This is a genomic window from Paenibacillus tritici (genome assembly GCF_018207515.1).
Lineage (GTDB): Bacteria > Bacillota > Bacilli > Paenibacillales > Paenibacillaceae > Paenibacillus_AQ > Paenibacillus_AQ tritici.
Genome location: NZ_CP073365.1, coordinates 6532726 through 6549506 on the forward strand (window position 1 = coordinate 6532726; position 16781 = coordinate 6549506).

Genomic DNA, 16781 nt, shown 5'->3' on the forward strand with positions numbered 1-16781 from the left:
CTGTTCATGAAAGTACTGATACTGGAAGATGAGAAGCCTATCCGTGATATGCTGTCTGTGAATCTTAAGCGCGCAGGCTTCGAAGTAGCTGAGGCTTCTACTGGCGAGGAGGCGCTGAGAACTGCCAAGGAGCGGATGGATTTTGACATCGCCATTCTGGACCTGATGCTCCCCGGACTCAGCGGCTTCGAGGTGTGCACCCGTCTTCGCGGACAGTTCCCCCGGCTTGGAATCATTATGCTCACCGCCAAAAGTCAGGAAATCGACAAGGTCATGGGCCTGGAATCCGGTGCAGACGATTACGTGGTCAAGCCCTTCAGTCCGGTTGAGCTGATCGCACGGGTGCGCTCGCTGTACCGCCGGATGTATCCGGGAGAGACGCTTCCGCACGAGAACCGTATCGAGCTTCCGCCTTTTACCCTTATGCTGGATGAACGTAAATTACTGAAGGACGGGCAGGATATCCCGCTGACCCCTACGGAATTCATGATCGTCAAGCTGCTGATGGAGCAGCCGAACAAAGCGATGAACCGGGACGAGATTCTGACGGCTGTGTGGGGGCAGTACTTCATGGGCGACCTTAAGATTGTAGATGTGAATATCAGCCGAATCCGCCAAAAAATCGGGCAGGAGCCCTCCGGGCCGCAGTTCCTCGAAACGTTGTGGGGATTCGGATACATATGGAGGGGCTAAATTTGCTGAAGGGAATCAGGTCCAGGCTTATCGTCTATATTACCCTTATGCTGCTCCTGATCGTCCTGCTGCTGGAGGGGGTTTTCATTGCTGCCGTCCACTCCTACTATCTGGGCAGCGCGATGGAAACGTTGAATTCCCGGGCCGCCACTTCCGCGACCTTTTTCAACAAGTATCTGGAGGGCTATAGCTTAAGTGAACGGGCGAGATATATCCTGGAGAATCTGTCTCCTGAGGAGAGCAGTAAGGTGGAGGTGCTGAATCCGGCGGGGAGTGTGATCATTAATTCGTTCGGCTTCTCAAGCACAGAGAGAGTGAGTACACCGGATGTCAGAGCAGCCCTGATCAACGGCAAAGGAAGCTTCCAGAGCATTAAGCCGGTACAAGGAGAACGGATCATTGCCGTATCTATCGCACTGAGGGACTCCGGGAACACGATTGGCGTGCTGCGCTACTCTGTTTCGGCAGAGCCGCTATATCATGTTATTCTGACAATCGCACTGAATGCCGCTCTCATCGGGCTGCTCGTCATTGCCTTCGGCTTCATTCTCAGTCTCATTATCGCCAAACGGATTGTAGGTCCGATTCAACAACTGACCGGGGTCGCCAAGGAGATGGCCACCGGTAATTTTGCCGTACGTGCCACCAAACGGTATGACGATGAGGTCGGCACACTCGCGGTGACGCTGAATTATATGTCACAGGAGATTCTCAAGAGTGAGAAGCTCAAATATGATTTCATCTCTTCCGTTACCCATGAGCTGCGGACCCCGCTGACTTCGATCAAAGGCTGGGGGGAAACACTGCTGGTCGGGGATTTGTCGGATAAGCAAGAGACCTTGCAGGGTCTTGAGGTCATGACCGGGGAGACGGACAGGCTGATTGGCCTGGTGGAGGATCTGCTGGACTTCTCCAAATTCCAGGCCGGAGAGATTCGGATTGTGCGCCAGCCGTATGATCTCAGGGGTCTACTGGAGGATTTGCTGCTGCAGTTCAGATACAGGGGGCAGACGAAGCAGATCCGCCTCTATGCCGACCTTCCCGATCAGCCCCTGCCGGTGGACGGTGATTTCAACCGTTTGAAGCAGGTTTTTGTCAACTTGTTGGATAATGCCTTCAAATTCACTCCTGCCGAGGGGGAGATCCGCCTTAAGGCAGTGGTGGACGGAGAGCTGATAAGCGTCACCGTCACCGACAACGGCGAAGGCATTGAGGCCGCAGACCTGGCACAGCTTGGCACCAAATTCTTCAAAGGACGATCCCGCCAGTCGGGAAGCGGCCTGGGCCTGGCCATCTGCAAAGAAATCATCGAGCTGCATGACGGACGTCTGCGGATTGAGAGTGAATTCACCAAGGGCACCTCTGTAATTGTAGAGCTTCCCCGCTTCCAAGTAGAGCAGCATGAGGCTCCGCAAATGCCACTCTAATGTTGTGCCTCCGCTACTTCAATGGCAGGGAACGTCTCAATGGAGACGTTCCCTGCCACGGCTCTGGAGATCATACAGGACTCTTCCGCCTTATACGCCAGCCGCTCTGCCATCTTGAGCTCCACCGCTGAGGCACCCGCCTGAAGCACAATACGCGGGGTATGCACGATTTTTTCATAAGTGAATACATTATTCGTCACATCTACTATCGCTTCAGAGGCTAGTGTCAGCTCCTGCGGTACAATATCCGAACGTTCCAGCATCGCTGCCAGGGTGATCAAATAACAGGTCGCTGCCGCGCCGAGCAGCATCTCATCAGGGTTCGTGCCGGTTCCCGGCCCTCCCATCTCCTGCGGAATCGATATGACCGTTTGCAGCCCGCCAGCATCAATATGCCCTTCATCGTTCCGCCCGCCATTCCATACAGCCTTCAGGTGAAAAGGATGCTTCATCTCATTCCCTCCTTCCTCTCTTGTTCAGATTCGTCCAATCCGTCTTGTCTCCAGCCGTTGATCTGCCTGTCTATATACATGGTAGATCATCTCCGTCAAATTCACCATACCAAGCGACCGCTCTTCAAGCACCTGGTAGGTATTGGAGCCCATATCACAGTTCATCCGTACTCCGTCAAAATAAATCCGTTCAACCGGCGTATGCCCGTGAATCACCGGCCTGCCGCCTGTTAAGCTAAGCAGCGGTTCATGCGGCTGCCGGTAGAACTCATATTCCGTCATCCATAGAATCTCCCGGCTCTGCTGCTCCAGAGGCTCTTCCGGATACAGCCCGGCATGGGTGTACACATATTCTTCATCCTCGAAATAGAGCGGCAAGGAGTAAGCCCATTCCATAAGCGCCTGCTGCTCCTCCTGACCGGGACAAGTCCGGGCAAAGCTCCCCAGCGTATCATTCCCGCCATGGCTCAGCCAGAGCTTATCGCCGTGCTTGATATAATCGCCCATCATTTCCTCATGATTGCCGATAAGCGCGTGAACCTGACCGGGGTGCCTTTCCGTAAGTTGCTTGATATGTTTGACTACACCTGCCGAGTCCTTTCCCCGGTTAATCATATCGCCCCCAACAACAAGCTGATCCTGTTTCCAATCAACCTCAGCCTTACTTAGCAGGAGCTCCAGCCCCTTTGTATCACCATGAATATCTGTTATGAAGAATTTGCGCATGAAATCCCCTTCCCGCTATTGCCATTTAATCTCTTCAAAAAGACCGGGCTGCGGATCAGTCTGACTCAGAGATACCCCTTCGTTCCCTCTTCCACTTCCGCCCAGGTATTTAGCGAGCAGCTCCTCTACCTGTGCCAGAGTGGCCGGCTTCGCGGAATCCTGCAGTTCGTATCCCAACTGGCCGTTAGGTTCAATCGTAGCTGTTTTGACGTCGCTCAGCCTGGAGATTCCTTGCCCCCGCAGACTCATCTCCAGCTCATCTACCGTTAATCTCAACTTCCTCAGATTGTTGATATCAGGCTTACCCTCTTCAAGAACAATGACTGAGGGTCCTTTGATCAGCTTCTCAAAAGTACTCCACCGGACCTGCAACCATTCCACCCCTATCAATACGGCAATGAAGACCGCAGCAGCCACAATCGTAATCAAGATGTTATGATCCGCTATCGGCTGTACAATAATTGTACCGATTGAGATCATAGCGATTGTCGTCGGAATGGTCATTTGCGAGATAGATTTCCGTCCGGCGAGCCGCAGCACCAGCATTCCGACAAGGATGAGCACCAGCGCCTTCCATATTTCACTCCAGATTTCATGCATAGGGCTGTCTCCTTTGGGAATTTTTCTTCGAGCTATTTTTTGCCAGTTAGGAGATTAATATTCATGGTACAGAGTGCTTGGCGGCTGACTGCTGGCATCAGAGAAGGGGGGCCCTGCAAATACCGGCATGAATCCCTAAGCTGTTATAATGCTGTTTGATGTTAATTATTGCATGTCCGCTGATGACGCGCGAGACCTTCTCTTCAATTGGACCGGCATCCACCTGTTCCTTCTGAAGCAACCGGCTGACTGCCTTCCTGATTTCCTGCGGATATATATTTCCGGCAACACTTGAGAGGCCGTTGCATCTGCCCGTGTTGAAATGCTCCACAACATTCACATCCCCGGCAGCAAACATGATGAACTCATCCGGATAAGTGACCGGCAGATGCCGCTGTAAATCGCCTGTTTCTTTATAGCCAACAATATTCGGATAGCGGCTGATTAACGTATATAGAGACTCCGGGGTCAGGTCGAATCCGGTCCGTCCAGGATTATTATAGAGGGCGACCGGCTTGGTTGTATGGCTTAGCAGCTCTTCCACATAAGTAATCGCCTGCTGCTGCGTGGGCCGGATGTACGGCGGGAATCCAATCAGAATCACATCTATCACCGATGTCTCCAGCGCCTGGACCAGAGTCACAGCGTCGCGGGTTCTTATGGCAGAGACCCCGAATATAAGCTCTATCCCCTGGAAACGCTGCTGATCGAAATACCGGATAATCTCTAGTCTCTCCCCAATACTCATCGAATGCTGCTCGCCCGTGCTTCCTGAGAGAAGCAGCGATTCTATACCGTTTTGCTTCTGGTAAGCAACGATGCCTTCGAATCCCTCCACATGAAGACTCTCATCCCCATGAAAAGGAGTAGGGATCGCTACATTTAGTCTTTTCATATTACATCCCTTTCTATCGGCATCGGCATCGCTCCACCCCTTCTTCAACAAATACCCGCCGCATATTTTTTCTATCTCCAATGTAACAAAAAATCCTGATGAATCAAGAAATACTTGATCATCAGGACGGATTCAGTCATATAACAATACAGCTTCCGGCTTATTTAGCCTTACCGGCAGGCTCATAGATCAGACAGCGCAGCTGCTTACCCGGATAGCGGAATTCCGCATTATATTTGCTTCCATCTTCCAGTAATACATCCACCGCTACCATCCCGCGTTTGTTGTTCACCTCGGTGTCCGTCAGATAAGCTTTGACTATCTTTCGTTTCTCTCCCTGCTTGTCCTTCACAATCCGGGTAGCTTCCTTTATCCAGCTGTCATCCTTCTTCATGGCAGTCGCTGCTGCCGCGTCGATAGGGGTTCTTTTTATAATAGAGTTAAAAGCTGTCGTATCTACCACCACCCCGGTGTCAGGGTCGATCTGTACACTATACTGCCAGTATTCCTGACCTTGTCCAAGCAGGGTAAGCGACTTATATGGTGCAGAGTGAACCGACCAAAATGAGGGTATGCCATAACCCGGTTCAACCAGCATAACATTTGTTTTCAGCTTGGAGACATCAGCATCGAACAGCTTACGTACACTTTCAGCCGCCTGTGCCACTACTTCATCCTTGCTGAATTTCTCCGGTACGGCAACGGCCGGAGCAGTTATATTACGTTTGGATGACAGAAGATTAACCCGGTAGTACCAGTCAATCATTTGCAACAGCTCTTCATCCGTCCAGGTACGCTCAGGTTGATAATACGTATTGGTCTTTATATCGAAATACACTTCTCCCTGCCCCGCCTGTAGCGGCAATGGCTTCTGTGGCCGCACACCATCATACACATACTGATCCTCCAGCACCCGTCTACGGTTGATCTCCGCATCGGTCATTTCCCGGCCTGAAGTGCGGGGATCGCCTGGCAGCTCCATATAGTCGTAGATTTGCTGGATTTCTGCCTCTGTCATCTGCTTCAGCAGCAGATCATCATTCACGGTAGATACCGGCGCCGGTGCCTCCACCTTCAGGACAGGAACGGTGCTTCCTGCCGGACTTACCTTAGCATGGACCTGAGTTGCCGTATTGTTCTTCGCGACAACTGCGGAGTTCGCCAGGCTGGGGACGAGGAATGCGCTGAATGCGAACATACCGCCAGAGCATAAGACGACAGCCATAGTAACAGACCACTTCTTCTTGTTCAATTGTATTACCTCCATCGGGATTTAGGATATTAACTCTATCCATAGCTTAATCCCGGGATATTATAGAGTAGGAGGGCAGTTGTTAGGAAGTTGTAAAAAGATACGGATGCTCGTCCCCTGCCCGGAGACCGATTGCAGCTCAACCCTGGCCTGATGCGCTTCGGCAATCTGACGGCATAGAGAGAGACCGAGACCCGCATTGCCATAAGCCCGCGAGCGTGACGGATCTGCGCGGTAGAACGGCTCAAATGCACGCCTTCTCTGTTCTTCCGTCATCCCGCTTCCGCTGTCCTGAACTTCAAGCACCCCTTCCCCGTCCTGCGGATAGGCCAGCAAGCGGATTGTGCTGCCTGGCTGAGACGCAGGAATGGCATTCTCGATCAGATTTACCAGAAAAGAGGCCAGAAGATCTGCATCTCCCCATACAGCGGGAATGGAGCTGTCCAAGTGCAGCAATAATCCGTTATCGGTTACCCTCTGCTGTTCGGTCTGCGCCGCTGTTTCAAACAGAGTAGCAACGTCCACCTCTGCCAGCAATAGCGGCTGATGCCGCAGAACGGACAAATCAAGCAGCTTGAAAGCCAGATTCTTCAGCCGCATAGTCTCGCTTAAGATATATTGGCCGGCCTTGATCTGATCCTCCTGGCCGATATTGGCCGAGGTCAGCAGCTCCGCGAATCCCTGCATACTGGTCAGCGGTGTCCGCAGCTCATGGGCCAGATTATCGACCATCCGCTGTCTATCCTCTGCCATGCCTGCAAGATCGCTCATCCGCTGCTCTATCACAGCCGCCATCTTGTTAAAGTTGAAGGCCAGCTCCCCGAATTCATCCCTGCTGTTCAGCTCCACACGGTTCGAATAATCACCTTCGGCAATCGTTTTGGTCGTCTCGGACAACAGCTTCAGCGGCTTGGTCAGCTGCCGGATCAGAAGATAGAGCAGCACCAGCAGGAGGGGACCGACAATCCAGTTAATCATCACGAAAAAATGGTTAAGCTCCTCCTGCTGGGCATACAGCCCGCTGATATCACGCTTGTACGCCAGCTCCAGATGCTCATAAGGAGCAGGGAACGGCATCGCTAACGTCAAGATATGTTCTTCCTGCGCTGCACGCACCTCTTCCTGACCGGAGCTCCCCCCGTCCTGAACGGGATAGAGCAGCAGTCCATTCTCCCGTAGCTCCAGTTCTATGCCCTGTTTGCGGTAGTACTGACCATAAGATTTAGCTACGCTGACCAACAGTGCCGGGTTCAGGGACACGCCTCTGACCTGAATCGAATCCAGATTCTCATATATATTGTTTGTGATCAGCAGCTGCTCGCTGGCCGCGCGTTCGCTCTCACTGTCCATGTTCAGCTGCCAGCTCTTTTTCATCACCATCACTACACTTACATCAAGAGCTGCTATAAACAGCACCAGTACAGCAAGAAGAATCTTATGCCAGAACTTCATAACTAGACCTGAACTTCCAGCCGGTAGCCCAGCTTGAATACCGTCTTAATCCGTTCTTCCCAGCCCAGTTTTTTGCGCAGCTGACGGATATGTACATCTACAGTGCGGGTATCACCGGCAAAATCATAACCCCAAGCCAGTTCAAGCAGCTTCTCTCTGGAAAGAGCGATATTACGGTTGCGGATCAGCACTTCGAGCAGCTCAAACTCCCTGGCCGTCAGATCCACCGGAAGCTGATCCACCCGGACCTGGCGCTCCGGCAAGCGGACCTCAACCTCGCCACAGATAAAGACAGCCCCCGCCTGTTCATTCCTGCGAAGCACGACATTGATGCGGGCCAGCAGCTCCAGAATCTCAAAGGGCTTGATAATATAATCATCCGCACCCAGCTCGAATCCTCTGATCCGGTCAGAGAGTGCATTCCGGGCCGTAATCAGAATGACCGGAATCTGCAAAGGGGCAATCTGCTGCATCACCCCGAATCCATCCAGACCGGGAAGCATCACATCGAGCAGAACCAGATCCGCCCGCTCCTTCTCCAGCATTCCCGCAACCTCTGATCCCGTATATGCCTTGGAGTAGGTGTGTCCTACCAGCTTAAGATTCATAGTAATCAAATCATTAATCGGCTGTTCATCCTCAACAACAAGTATATGAGCCATCTGCTTAAATATCCTCCTCCGCCCTGCGGCAGCAGCGTATGCCGTCCATTATTAACCTAATCTTCATCATACCAGATTACAGAGCATCCATAACCTGTTAGCTCGACTTAAATGTTACACACCCACCCGCAAAAAAATCCTGACGAATCAAGAACTGCTTGATCCTCAGGACGGCACATTAATTACTCACTGTCAGTCTTAGCCTGGTATTACCCTGCATGACTCCACCGGGAAATCAAATTATATCTCTACTAATACCCTAATCCCTGCATGTTATAGAGTAGAGTGGCAGTTGTTATGAAGTTGTAAAAAGAAACAGGAGCTTTCCCTTCACTAAGGGCAAAACAGAAGTGGAATTGGGAGAGAGACCTGGACTGACTGGATTGACACTGGAACCGAAACGGCATGTACAGCAAGCAAAAGAAAAAAGGTATCGTTTGAGTGGTCTGTCCTATTCCACAAGGAAAGGCTTTCGTAATGCCTTGAAGAAAACAAAAAAGCCATTGTCGATGACTCAACAATGGCTTCATGTGCTTGGCAACGTCCTACTCTCCCAGGACCCTTCGGTCCAAGTACCATCGGCGCTGGAGGGCTTAACGGTCGTGTTCGGGATGGGTACGCGTGGAACCCCTCCGCTATCGCCACCAAACGGGCATTTACAGCGTAAATGCTTCAGGATTTGATTCCTGAAAACTGAATCCGAAACGAATCTGCGTATTAGTGTATTTGGATAAGCCCTCGACCGATTAGTATTGGTCAGCTCCATGCATTGCTGCACTTCCACCTCCAACCTATCTACCTCGTCGTCTTCAAGGGGTCTTACTAATTGGGAAATCTCATCTTGAGGGGGGCTTCACGCTTAGATGCTTTCAGCGCTTATCCCGTCCGTACGTAGCTACTCAGCCATGCTCCTGGCGGAACAACTGATGCACCAGCGGTACGTCCATCCCGGTCCTCTCGTACTAAGGACAGCTCCTCTCAAATTTCCTGCGCCCACGACAGATAGGGACCGAACTGTCTCACGACGTTCTGAACCCAGCTCGCGTACCGCTTTAATGGGCGAACAGCCCAACCCTTGGGACCTACTTCAGCCCCAGGATGCGATGAGCCGACATCGAGGTGCCAAACCTCCCCGTCGATGTGGACTCTTGGGGGAGATAAGCCTGTTATCCCCAGGGTAGCTTTTATCCGTTGAGCGATGGCCCTTCCATGCGGTACCACCGGATCACTAAGTCCGACTTTCGTCCCTGCTCGACTTGTAGGTCTCGCAGTCAAGCTCCCTTATGCCTTTGCACTCTGCGAATGATTTCCAACCATTCTGAGGGAACCTTTGAACGCCTCCGTTACTCTTTAGGAGGCGACCGCCCCAGTCAAACTGCCCGCCTGACACGGTCCCCGTACCCGATGAGGGCACCAGGTTAGAACCTAGATACGATCAGGGTGGTATCCCAACGGCGCCTCCGCAGAAGCTTGCGCTCCTGCCTCACCGGCTCCCACCTATCCTGTACAGATCGTACCCAAATTCAATATCAAGCTGCAGTAAAGCTCCATGGGGTCTTTCCGTCTTGTCGCGGGTAACCTGCATCTTCACAGGTATTAAAATTTCACCGGATCTCTCGTTGAGACAGCGCCCAAGTCGTTACGCCATTCGTGCGGGTCAGAATTTACCTGACAAGGAATTTCGCTACCTTAGGACCGTTATAGTTACGGCCGCCGTTTACTGGGGCTTCGGTTCACAGCTTCGGGTTGCCCCTAACCACTCCCCTTAACCTTCCAGCACCGGGCAGGCGTCAGCCCGTATACTTCGCCTTACGGCTTCGCACAGACCTGTGTTTTTGCTAAACAGTCGCTTGGGCCTTTTCACTGCGGCCCCCTCGGGCTATTCACCCTACCGAGGCACCTCTTCTCCCGAAGTTACGAGGTCATTTTGCCGAGTTCCTTAACGAGAGTTCTTCCGCGCGCCTTAGAATTCTCTTCTCGCCTACCTGTGTCGGTTTGCGGTACGGGCACCTTCTCCTGGCTAGAGGCTTTTCTTGGCAGTGTGAGATCATGACCTTCGCTACTATAATTTTCGCTCCCCATCACAGCCCAGCCTTCACGATGTGCGGATTTGCCTACACATCAGCCTCACTGCTTAGACGGACATCCATCAGTCCGCGTCACTACCCTCCTGCGTCACCCCATCGCTCATAGCGGATTACGGTGGTACAGTAATTTCAAACTGTTGTCCTTCGACTACGCCTGTCGGCCTCGCCTTAGGTCCCGACTTACCCTGAGCGGACGAGCCTTCCTCAGGAAACCTTGGGCTTTCGGCGGATCAGATTCTCACTGATCTTTTCGTTACTCATACCGGCATTCTCACTTGTATGCTGTCCAGCGCTCCTTACGGTACACCTTCAACCCACATACAACGCTCCCCTACCCCAGATGCAAAGCATCTAGCCATAGCTTCGGTGGTGTGTTTAGCCCCGTTACATTTTCGGCGCAGAGTCACTCGACCAGTGAGCTATTACGCACTCTTTCAATGGTGGCTGCTTCTAAGCCAACATCCTGGTTGTCTGTGCAACTCCACATCCTTTCCCACTTAACACACACTTGGGGACCTTAGCTGATGGTCTGGGCTGTTTCCCTTTTGACAATGGATCTTAGCACTCACTGTCTGACTCCCGGCAAGAAGTTAATGGCATTCGGAGTTTGACTGAGCTTGGTAACCCTTGCGGGCCCCGCACCCAATCAGTGCTCTACCTCCACCACTCCATTCACCGAGGCTAGCCCTAAAGCTATTTCGGGGAGAACCAGCTATCTCCGAGTTCGATTGGAATTTCTCCGCTACCCCCACCTCATCCCCGCATTTTTCAACATGCGTGGGTTCGGGCCTCCAGTGCGTGTTACCGCACCTTCACCCTGGACAGGGGTAGATCACACGGTTTCGGGTCTACGTCCACATACTCAGTCGCCCTATTCAGACTCGCTTTCGCTGCGGCTCCGGCTTCTCACCTTAACCTTGCATGTTAAACGTAACTCGCCGGTTCATTCTACAAAAGGCACGCCATCACCCATAAAAAGGGCTCTGACTTTTTGTAAGCACACGGTTTCAGGTTCTATTTCACTCCCCTTCCGGGGTGCTTTTCACCTTTCCCTCACGGTACTGTTTCACTATCGGTCGCCAGGTAGTATTTAGCCTTAGCAGATGGTCCTGCTGGATTCATACGGGGTTTCACGTGCCCCGCACTACTCGGGATCCGTCTCGGAGAGAATACAGTTTAGGCTACAGGGCTTTTACCTCTATCGCAGGCCTTTCCAGACCTCTTCGCCTACCATATTCCTTTGTAACTCCATGTGAGACGTCCCACAACCCCAAGGGGCAAGCCCCTTGGTTTAGGCTGTTCCGCGTTCGCTCGCCGCTACTGACGGAATCACTATTGTTTTCTCTTCCTCAGGGTACTTAGATGTTTCAGTTCCCCTGGTCTGCCTCTGCGTATCCTATGTATTCAGATACGAGTAACTGCGAATTACCACAGCTGGGTTTCCCCATTCGGACACCCCCGGATCAAAGCTTGCTTACAGCTCCCCGAGGCAGTTTCGTTGTTCGCCACGTCCTTCGTCGGCTCCTGGCGCCTAGGCATCCTCCGTGTGCTCTTATTAGCTTAACCAACGCTCCGGTGTTTCGCTTGTTTGCTCATCTTGTTTTGAATGCTGTTCATGGATTGCTCCATTCACCAACACATTCAAAGCCAAAGGTCGCTGCACAATCGAAAACCTTCGCTTTCAGCTTCACTAAAAACTTCAAAACTTGTTTACACAAGTTCAGCTTAAAGGAATGTTCTAAAACGCAAATTCGTTTCGGTATCCAGTTTTCAAGGATCAAGGTAAAGATGAGAGCTTCAACTCTCAAAACTGACCAACGAGTGAGTAACAGGCCTAAACCCGAGTTTTGGAAGCTAAGCTTCCGATTTGAATGTCTCCATTGCAGGAAACGATTCTCCATAGAAAGGAGGTGATCCAGCCGCACCTTCCGATACGGCTACCTTGTTACGACTTCACCCCAATCATCTACCCCACCTTCGGCGGCTGGCTCCCTTGCGGGTTACCCCACCGACTTCGGGTGTTGTAAACTCTCGTGGTGTGACGGGCGGTGTGTACAAGACCCGGGAACGTATTCACCGCGGCATGCTGATCCGCGATTACTAGCAATTCCGACTTCATGCAGGCGAGTTGCAGCCTGCAATCCGAACTGAGACCGGCTTTGCTGGGATTGGCTCCACCTCGCGGTTTCGCTTCCCGTTGTACCGGCCATTGTAGTACGTGTGTAGCCCAGGTCATAAGGGGCATGATGATTTGACGTCATCCCCACCTTCCTCCGGTTTGTCACCGGCAGTCACTCTAGAGTGCCCAGCTCAACCTGCTGGCAACTAAAGTCAAGGGTTGCGCTCGTTGCGGGACTTAACCCAACATCTCACGACACGAGCTGACGACAACCATGCACCACCTGTCTCCGATGCTCCGAAGAGGGGCACTATCTCTAATGCTTTCATCGGGATGTCAAGACCTGGTAAGGTTCTTCGCGTTGCTTCGAATTAAACCACATACTCCACTGCTTGTGCGGGTCCCCGTCAATTCCTTTGAGTTTCAGTCTTGCGACCGTACTCCCCAGGCGGAGTGCTTACTGTGTTAACTTCGGCACCAAGGGTATCGAAACCCCTAACACCTAGCACTCATCGTTTACGGCGTGGACTACCAGGGTATCTAATCCTGTTTGCTCCCCACGCTTTCGCGCCTCAGCGTCAGTTACAGCCCAGAAAGTCGCCTTCGCCACTGGTGTTCCTCCACATATCTACGCATTTCACCGCTACACGTGGAATTCCACTTTCCTCTTCTGTACTCAAGTTACCCAGTTTCCAGTGCGACCTCAGGTTGAGCCCAAGGTTTAAACACCAGACTTAAATAACCGCCTGCGCGCGCTTTACGCCCAATAATTCCGGACAACGCTTGCCCCCTACGTATTACCGCGGCTGCTGGCACGTAGTTAGCCGGGGCTTTCTTCTCAGGTACCGTCACTCCGATAGCAGTTACTCTACCGGACGTTCTTCCCTGGCAACAGAGCTTTACGATCCGAAAACCTTCATCACTCACGCGGCATTGCTCCGTCAGGCTTGCGCCCATTGCGGAAGATTCCCTACTGCTGCCTCCCGTAGGAGTCTGGGCCGTGTCTCAGTCCCAGTGTGGCCGTTCACCCTCTCAGGTCGGCTACGCATCGTCGCCTTGGTGAGCCGTTACCCCACCAACTAGCTAATGCGCCGCAGGCCCATCCCCAAGTGGCAGATTGCTCCGCCTTTCATTCTCTCTTCAGGAGAGGAAAGAAATTATCCGGTATTAGCTACCGTTTCCGGTAGTTATCCCAGTCTTGAGGGCAGGTTGCCTACGTGTTACTCACCCGTCCGCCGCTAAGTTCAAAAGGAAGCAAGCTTCCTTTTGAACTCCGCTCGACTTGCATGTATTAGGCATGCCGCCAGCGTTCGTCCTGAGCCAGGATCAAACTCTCCAATTAGTATTGAAAAGAGCGATTGCTCATTTTGAAACATCTGACGAGAATTTACATTCTCACGATGAGATTTCTAAAGCGTACAAGACGCTGTGAAATTCATCATTTTTGGAATTCACTTTCGTGATTTCCCACTCACTCGTTGTTCAGTTTTCAAAGATCAAGCTCGTTGTTGGTGTCGATTAGCTCGTCATCAGCAACTTTTATAATATATCATGATATTTAGGAACATGCAACTATTATTTTACTAATCGCTCAAACTTCTTTATTAGCTCTCTCCGCACAATTGTATTTGTTTGCCCTGTCTTTAAGCAGAAACAGGCAGGTTTCCGAGGAGATTACGCAAGAAACGTTTGTAAAAGCAGTGAAAAATATCAACCAGTTCAAGGGTAACTGCAAGCTCAGCGTCTTGTTGTGTCAAATCGCCAAAAACACCTATTTCACTTATATGGGCAACAAAAGCACTACGAACCGGGCGATCCCCAGAAAAAAACACAAGAGAACAGTTTCTCGATTGAACAAAAGCTGATTCTGATCTGGAAGCAAGGCATGGAACTGCCCCCCGGCCACCGCTAATGTCAAGGCTCAGTTTATCAATTGAAAGAAGTATTAAAATACTCTTCTGAACACCACTTTATTTGTGCTGCTCTACATTTCTCATGAAGGTTGATTAACTGATTCAATACGAATATCCGTTGCACATTATCTTGGGCAATATAATACTGCCTCTTGTAATAATTGATTTCCTGCTGATAGGGACTTGGGGGCTTTCTGTTTTTTTCATAGATTGAAAGTAACTGGACATGAAGTTCAAACACTTCATCATAGGACAAACTAATCCCTCCGTTGGACGATAGAGTCCGAATATACTTTTTAACATTATCTGCGCGGAAAATAAAAAGTATACGTAGAGGGGGTTAACTAAAGGAATTAGTAATTCTTGATCGAATAAAAGTTATATATGCAGTCTAAGGTAGTCATTTGTAAATATAAGGAGGTAAGACGATGACAAAAAGTAAACTGCTAAGAATGGATAATGTTAGCATCGTTGTAGAATCTCTTGATGATGCAATTTCTTTCTTCGAGGAGATTGGTTTAAAGCTTGAGGGAAGAGCTACTGTGGAAGGGGAATGGGCTGGTCGGGTAACCGGGCTAGGCTCACAGACTGTAGAGATTGCTATGATGGTTACCCCAGACGGCCATAGTCGGATTGAACTCTCGCGGTTTCTAACCCCACCTACGATATCAGATCATCGAGCAGCTCCAGTGAATGCCCTCGGTTATCTACGTGTCATGTTCACTGTTGATGACATTGACGAATTGCTATCCAGACTCACTAAGCATGGTGCTCAGCTCGTTGGTGAAGTGGTTCAGTACGAGAATTCGTATCGGCTCTGCTACATTCGCGGAAATGAAGGACTTCTAATCGGTTTGGCGGAACAACTCAGTAACAAATAATTGGTCATTATCTTTTTTCTCATCAGCAGGTTCTGTATTAAATCAAAAAAGTCCTGATCAATTAAGTGTTCCTTGATTATCAGGACTTAAATGCTCTTGGCTACACCTTATCCCTTCCCAATCCCCCGCTGCCGCATCCCCTCAAACAACAAAATCGTTGCCGCCATAGCCGCATTCAGCGATTCAGCGCGGCCGGCCATCGGGATGAGGATGCTCTTGTCGACCAGGGCTGCCGTCTCCGGTGAGATGCCCCGGCCTTCGCTGCCGATCAGCAGCCACTGGCTGCCGTGAAAATCATGGGTGTAGCAGGAATCTTCACCTGTCAGCGAAGTGCTGACCAGCAGCGCACCACGCTCCCGTGCCTGTGGCAGAATCGTGCCAAGCTCTCCCTCCACTACCGGTAGATGGAACATGGAGCCCATCGTGGAGCGGATGGTCTTCGGGTTGAAGAGATCGGCGCAGCCTTGGCCGAGGATCACACCGTCCGCACCTGCCGCATCGGCGCTGCGGATAATCGTCCCTACATTGCCGGGGTCCTGGACCCCGTCAAGTACCACAACCAGGCTGTCCGGCTTCGCCAGAATGGCCTCTACGCCCTGCTGCTCCTTGCGGACCACCGCAAACACCGGCTGCGGCGTATTCGTGCTGCTGCACTTCGCAATCACCGCCGCCGATACACCGATCACCTCCATACCCTGAACAGCCTGCAGCAGGGGCTTCAGCTCAGACGGCATTCCTTTATCAAGGTCGAAGGCCAGGCATTCCACAGCCGCTTCGGCCTGCAGCGCCTCATGCACCAGATGAATGCCCTCCACAATATATTTGCCGGATCTGTCGCGGTGTTTCTTCTCCTGCAGCCCGGCCCATTCCTTCACCCGCGTATTTTGCGGCGACATAATTTCCATGAGGTCCTACCTTTCTGTTCGTTACAGATTCCTATTGATAAGCCATTTCCAGCTTGGTCAGGTTGTCCTTCCGTCCGACAATAACCAGAACGTCGCCTTCAGTCAGGCGGTCCTCTGCTCTCGGGGAAATATTCATTTCCTCGCCCCGGCGGATAGCCATCACATTGCAGCCGTATTTGGCGCGTATGTTAAGCTCCTGCAGATTCTTCCCCAGCATCGGCCCGGAGACTCTCATATCCAGAATGCTGTAGTCCGGGGACAGCTCTATATAATCGAGGATGTTCGGTGAAGCAAGATGGTGCGCTACCCGCATCCCCATATCCCGTTCAGGATAAATGACCTTGTCCGCTCCAATTTTACCCAGTACCTTGCCGTGTAGCTCACTCTTGGCTTTGGCCAGTATTGCCGGCACTCCCAGATCCTTCAGAATCAGCGTGGTTAGAATGCTGGCCTGAATATCTTCGCCAATGGCAACCACCACTACATCGAAGTTACGGATGCCAAGCGCACGCAGGGCCTCCTCATCGGTGGAATCCGCAGATACGGCATGAGTCACAATATTGGAGATTTCCTGGGTACGCTGCTCATCCGCATCAATTGCCAGCACCTCAAAGCCCATCCCGCTGAGCGCCTTGGCTACACTGGAACCGAAGCGTCCCATTCCGATGACGGCATATTGTTTTTTGGCCATTGCCCTTGTACCTCCCGTCCGCATTT

General features: G+C 51.5%; 13 protein-coding genes and 3 rRNA genes. 4 read left to right on the forward strand and 12 right to left on the reverse strand.

Features of this window, described 5'->3' with window-relative positions; translation table 11 throughout:
* Positions 1-6: 6 nt before the first annotated feature.
* Both KDC22_RS27990 and KDC22_RS27995 read left to right on the forward strand, forming a co-directional pair.
* On the forward strand, positions 7-693 hold the full coding sequence (locus KDC22_RS27990; RefSeq protein ID WP_211721091.1) for a response regulator transcription factor: 687 nt from the start codon (positions 7-9) through the stop codon (positions 691-693).
* A 2-nt stretch (positions 694-695) separates the two neighbouring features.
* Positions 696-2120 (forward strand): ATP-binding protein, encoded by a 1425-nt coding sequence (locus tag KDC22_RS27995; protein ID WP_343221819.1) that lies wholly within the window; start codon positions 696-698, stop codon positions 2118-2120.
* Here KDC22_RS27995 and KDC22_RS28000 read toward each other — a convergent pair.
* From KDC22_RS28000 to KDC22_RS28045, 10 genes are all read right to left on the reverse strand, one after another.
* Positions 2117-2572: an OsmC family protein gene (locus tag KDC22_RS28000; protein WP_211721093.1), complete on the reverse strand. Its 456-nt coding sequence runs from the start codon at positions 2570-2572 to the stop codon at positions 2117-2119. The two genes, KDC22_RS27995 and KDC22_RS28000, sit on opposite strands and share 4 nt — an antisense overlap.
* A gap of 24 nt (positions 2573-2596) precedes the next feature.
* Positions 2597-3298 carry a metallophosphoesterase gene (locus tag KDC22_RS28005; RefSeq protein WP_211721094.1) on the reverse strand — a complete coding sequence of 234 codons (702 nt, stop codon included), beginning with the start codon at positions 3296-3298 and terminating at the stop codon, positions 2597-2599.
* A 15-nt stretch (positions 3299-3313) separates the two neighbouring features.
* Positions 3314-3898, reverse strand: coding sequence for a DUF421 domain-containing protein (locus tag KDC22_RS28010; RefSeq protein WP_211721095.1), 585 nt, complete (start codon positions 3896-3898; stop codon positions 3314-3316).
* A gap of 97 nt (positions 3899-3995) precedes the next feature.
* Positions 3996-4793, reverse strand: a complete 798-nt coding sequence (locus KDC22_RS28015; protein WP_211721096.1) for a dihydrodipicolinate synthase family protein — start codon at positions 4791-4793, stop codon at positions 3996-3998.
* A gap of 160 nt (positions 4794-4953) precedes the next feature.
* Entirely contained in the window at positions 4954-6045 is a 1092-nt protein-coding gene (locus tag KDC22_RS28020; protein ID WP_211721097.1) for a hypothetical protein, read from the reverse strand.
* Between the two features lie 60 nt (positions 6046-6105).
* Positions 6106-7497, reverse strand: a complete 1392-nt coding sequence (locus KDC22_RS28025; protein WP_211721098.1) for a HAMP domain-containing sensor histidine kinase — start codon at positions 7495-7497, stop codon at positions 6106-6108.
* Between the two features lie 2 nt (positions 7498-7499).
* A complete protein-coding gene (locus KDC22_RS28030; RefSeq protein WP_211721099.1) occupies positions 7500-8159 on the reverse strand; it encodes a response regulator transcription factor in 660 nt (219 codons plus the stop codon).
* Between the two features lie 532 nt (positions 8160-8691).
* Positions 8692-8808: ribosomal RNA gene (gene rrf / locus KDC22_RS28035) — 5S ribosomal RNA — on the reverse strand.
* A gap of 77 nt (positions 8809-8885) precedes the next feature.
* Positions 8886-11812, reverse strand: a 23S ribosomal RNA gene (locus tag KDC22_RS28040).
* Positions 11813-12149: 337 nt separating this feature from the next.
* Positions 12150-13707 (reverse strand): 16S ribosomal RNA (locus KDC22_RS28045).
* Together the 16S, 23S and 5S rRNA genes form the textbook arrangement of a ribosomal RNA operon.
* A gap of 286 nt (positions 13708-13993) precedes the next feature.
* On the opposite strand from KDC22_RS28045, the gene KDC22_RS28050 reads away from it, so the two are divergent.
* Positions 13994-14230 carry an RNA polymerase sigma factor gene (locus tag KDC22_RS28050; protein WP_246553794.1) on the forward strand — a complete coding sequence of 79 codons (237 nt, stop codon included), beginning with the start codon at positions 13994-13996 and terminating at the stop codon, positions 14228-14230.
* Positions 14231-14706: 476 nt separating this feature from the next.
* Positions 14707-15159: a VOC family protein gene (locus KDC22_RS28055; RefSeq protein WP_211721100.1), complete on the forward strand. Its 453-nt coding sequence runs from the start codon at positions 14707-14709 to the stop codon at positions 15157-15159.
* 107 nt (positions 15160-15266) lie between these two features.
* Here KDC22_RS28055 and KDC22_RS28060 read toward each other — a convergent pair whose 3' ends face one another.
* The gene (locus KDC22_RS28060; protein ID WP_211721101.1) at positions 15267-16064 is read right to left on the reverse strand and encodes a TrmH family RNA methyltransferase; all 798 of its coding nucleotides are present in this window, start codon (positions 16062-16064) and stop codon (positions 15267-15269) included.
* A gap of 31 nt (positions 16065-16095) precedes the next feature.
* A complete protein-coding gene (locus KDC22_RS28065; RefSeq protein WP_301953246.1) occupies positions 16096-16779 on the reverse strand; it encodes a potassium channel family protein in 684 nt (227 codons plus the stop codon).
* Positions 16780-16781 lie beyond the last annotated feature (2 nt).

Bases quoted from the DNA above. Each gene is read 5' to 3' on its own strand.
- KDC22_RS27990 (WP_211721091.1), top strand. From the start codon at position 7: ATGAAAGTACTGATACTGGAAGATGAGAAGCCTATCCGTGATATGCTG.
- KDC22_RS28000 (WP_211721093.1), bottom strand. From the start codon at position 2,572: ATGAAGCATCCTTTTCACCTGAAGGCTGTATGGAATGGCGGGCGGAAC.
- KDC22_RS28005 (WP_211721094.1), bottom strand. From the start codon at position 3,298: ATGCGCAAATTCTTCATAACAGATATTCATGGTGATACAAAGGGGCTG.
- KDC22_RS28010 (WP_211721095.1), bottom strand. From the start codon at position 3,898: ATGCATGAAATCTGGAGTGAAATATGGAAGGCGCTGGTGCTCATCCTT.
- KDC22_RS28015 (WP_211721096.1), bottom strand. From the start codon at position 4,793: ATGAAAAGACTAAATGTAGCGATCCCTACTCCTTTTCATGGGGATGAG.
- KDC22_RS28025 (WP_211721098.1), bottom strand. From the start codon at position 7,497: ATGAAGTTCTGGCATAAGATTCTTCTTGCTGTACTGGTGCTGTTTATA.
- KDC22_RS28030 (WP_211721099.1), bottom strand. From the start codon at position 8,159: ATGGCTCATATACTTGTTGTTGAGGATGAACAGCCGATTAATGATTTG.
- KDC22_RS28055 (WP_211721100.1), top strand. From the start codon at position 14,707: ATGACAAAAAGTAAACTGCTAAGAATGGATAATGTTAGCATCGTTGTA.
- KDC22_RS28060 (WP_211721101.1), bottom strand. From the start codon at position 16,064: ATGGAAATTATGTCGCCGCAAAATACGCGGGTGAAGGAATGGGCCGGG.
- KDC22_RS28065 (WP_301953246.1), bottom strand. From the start codon at position 16,779: ATGCGGACGGGAGGTACAAGGGCAATGGCCAAAAAACAATATGCCGTC.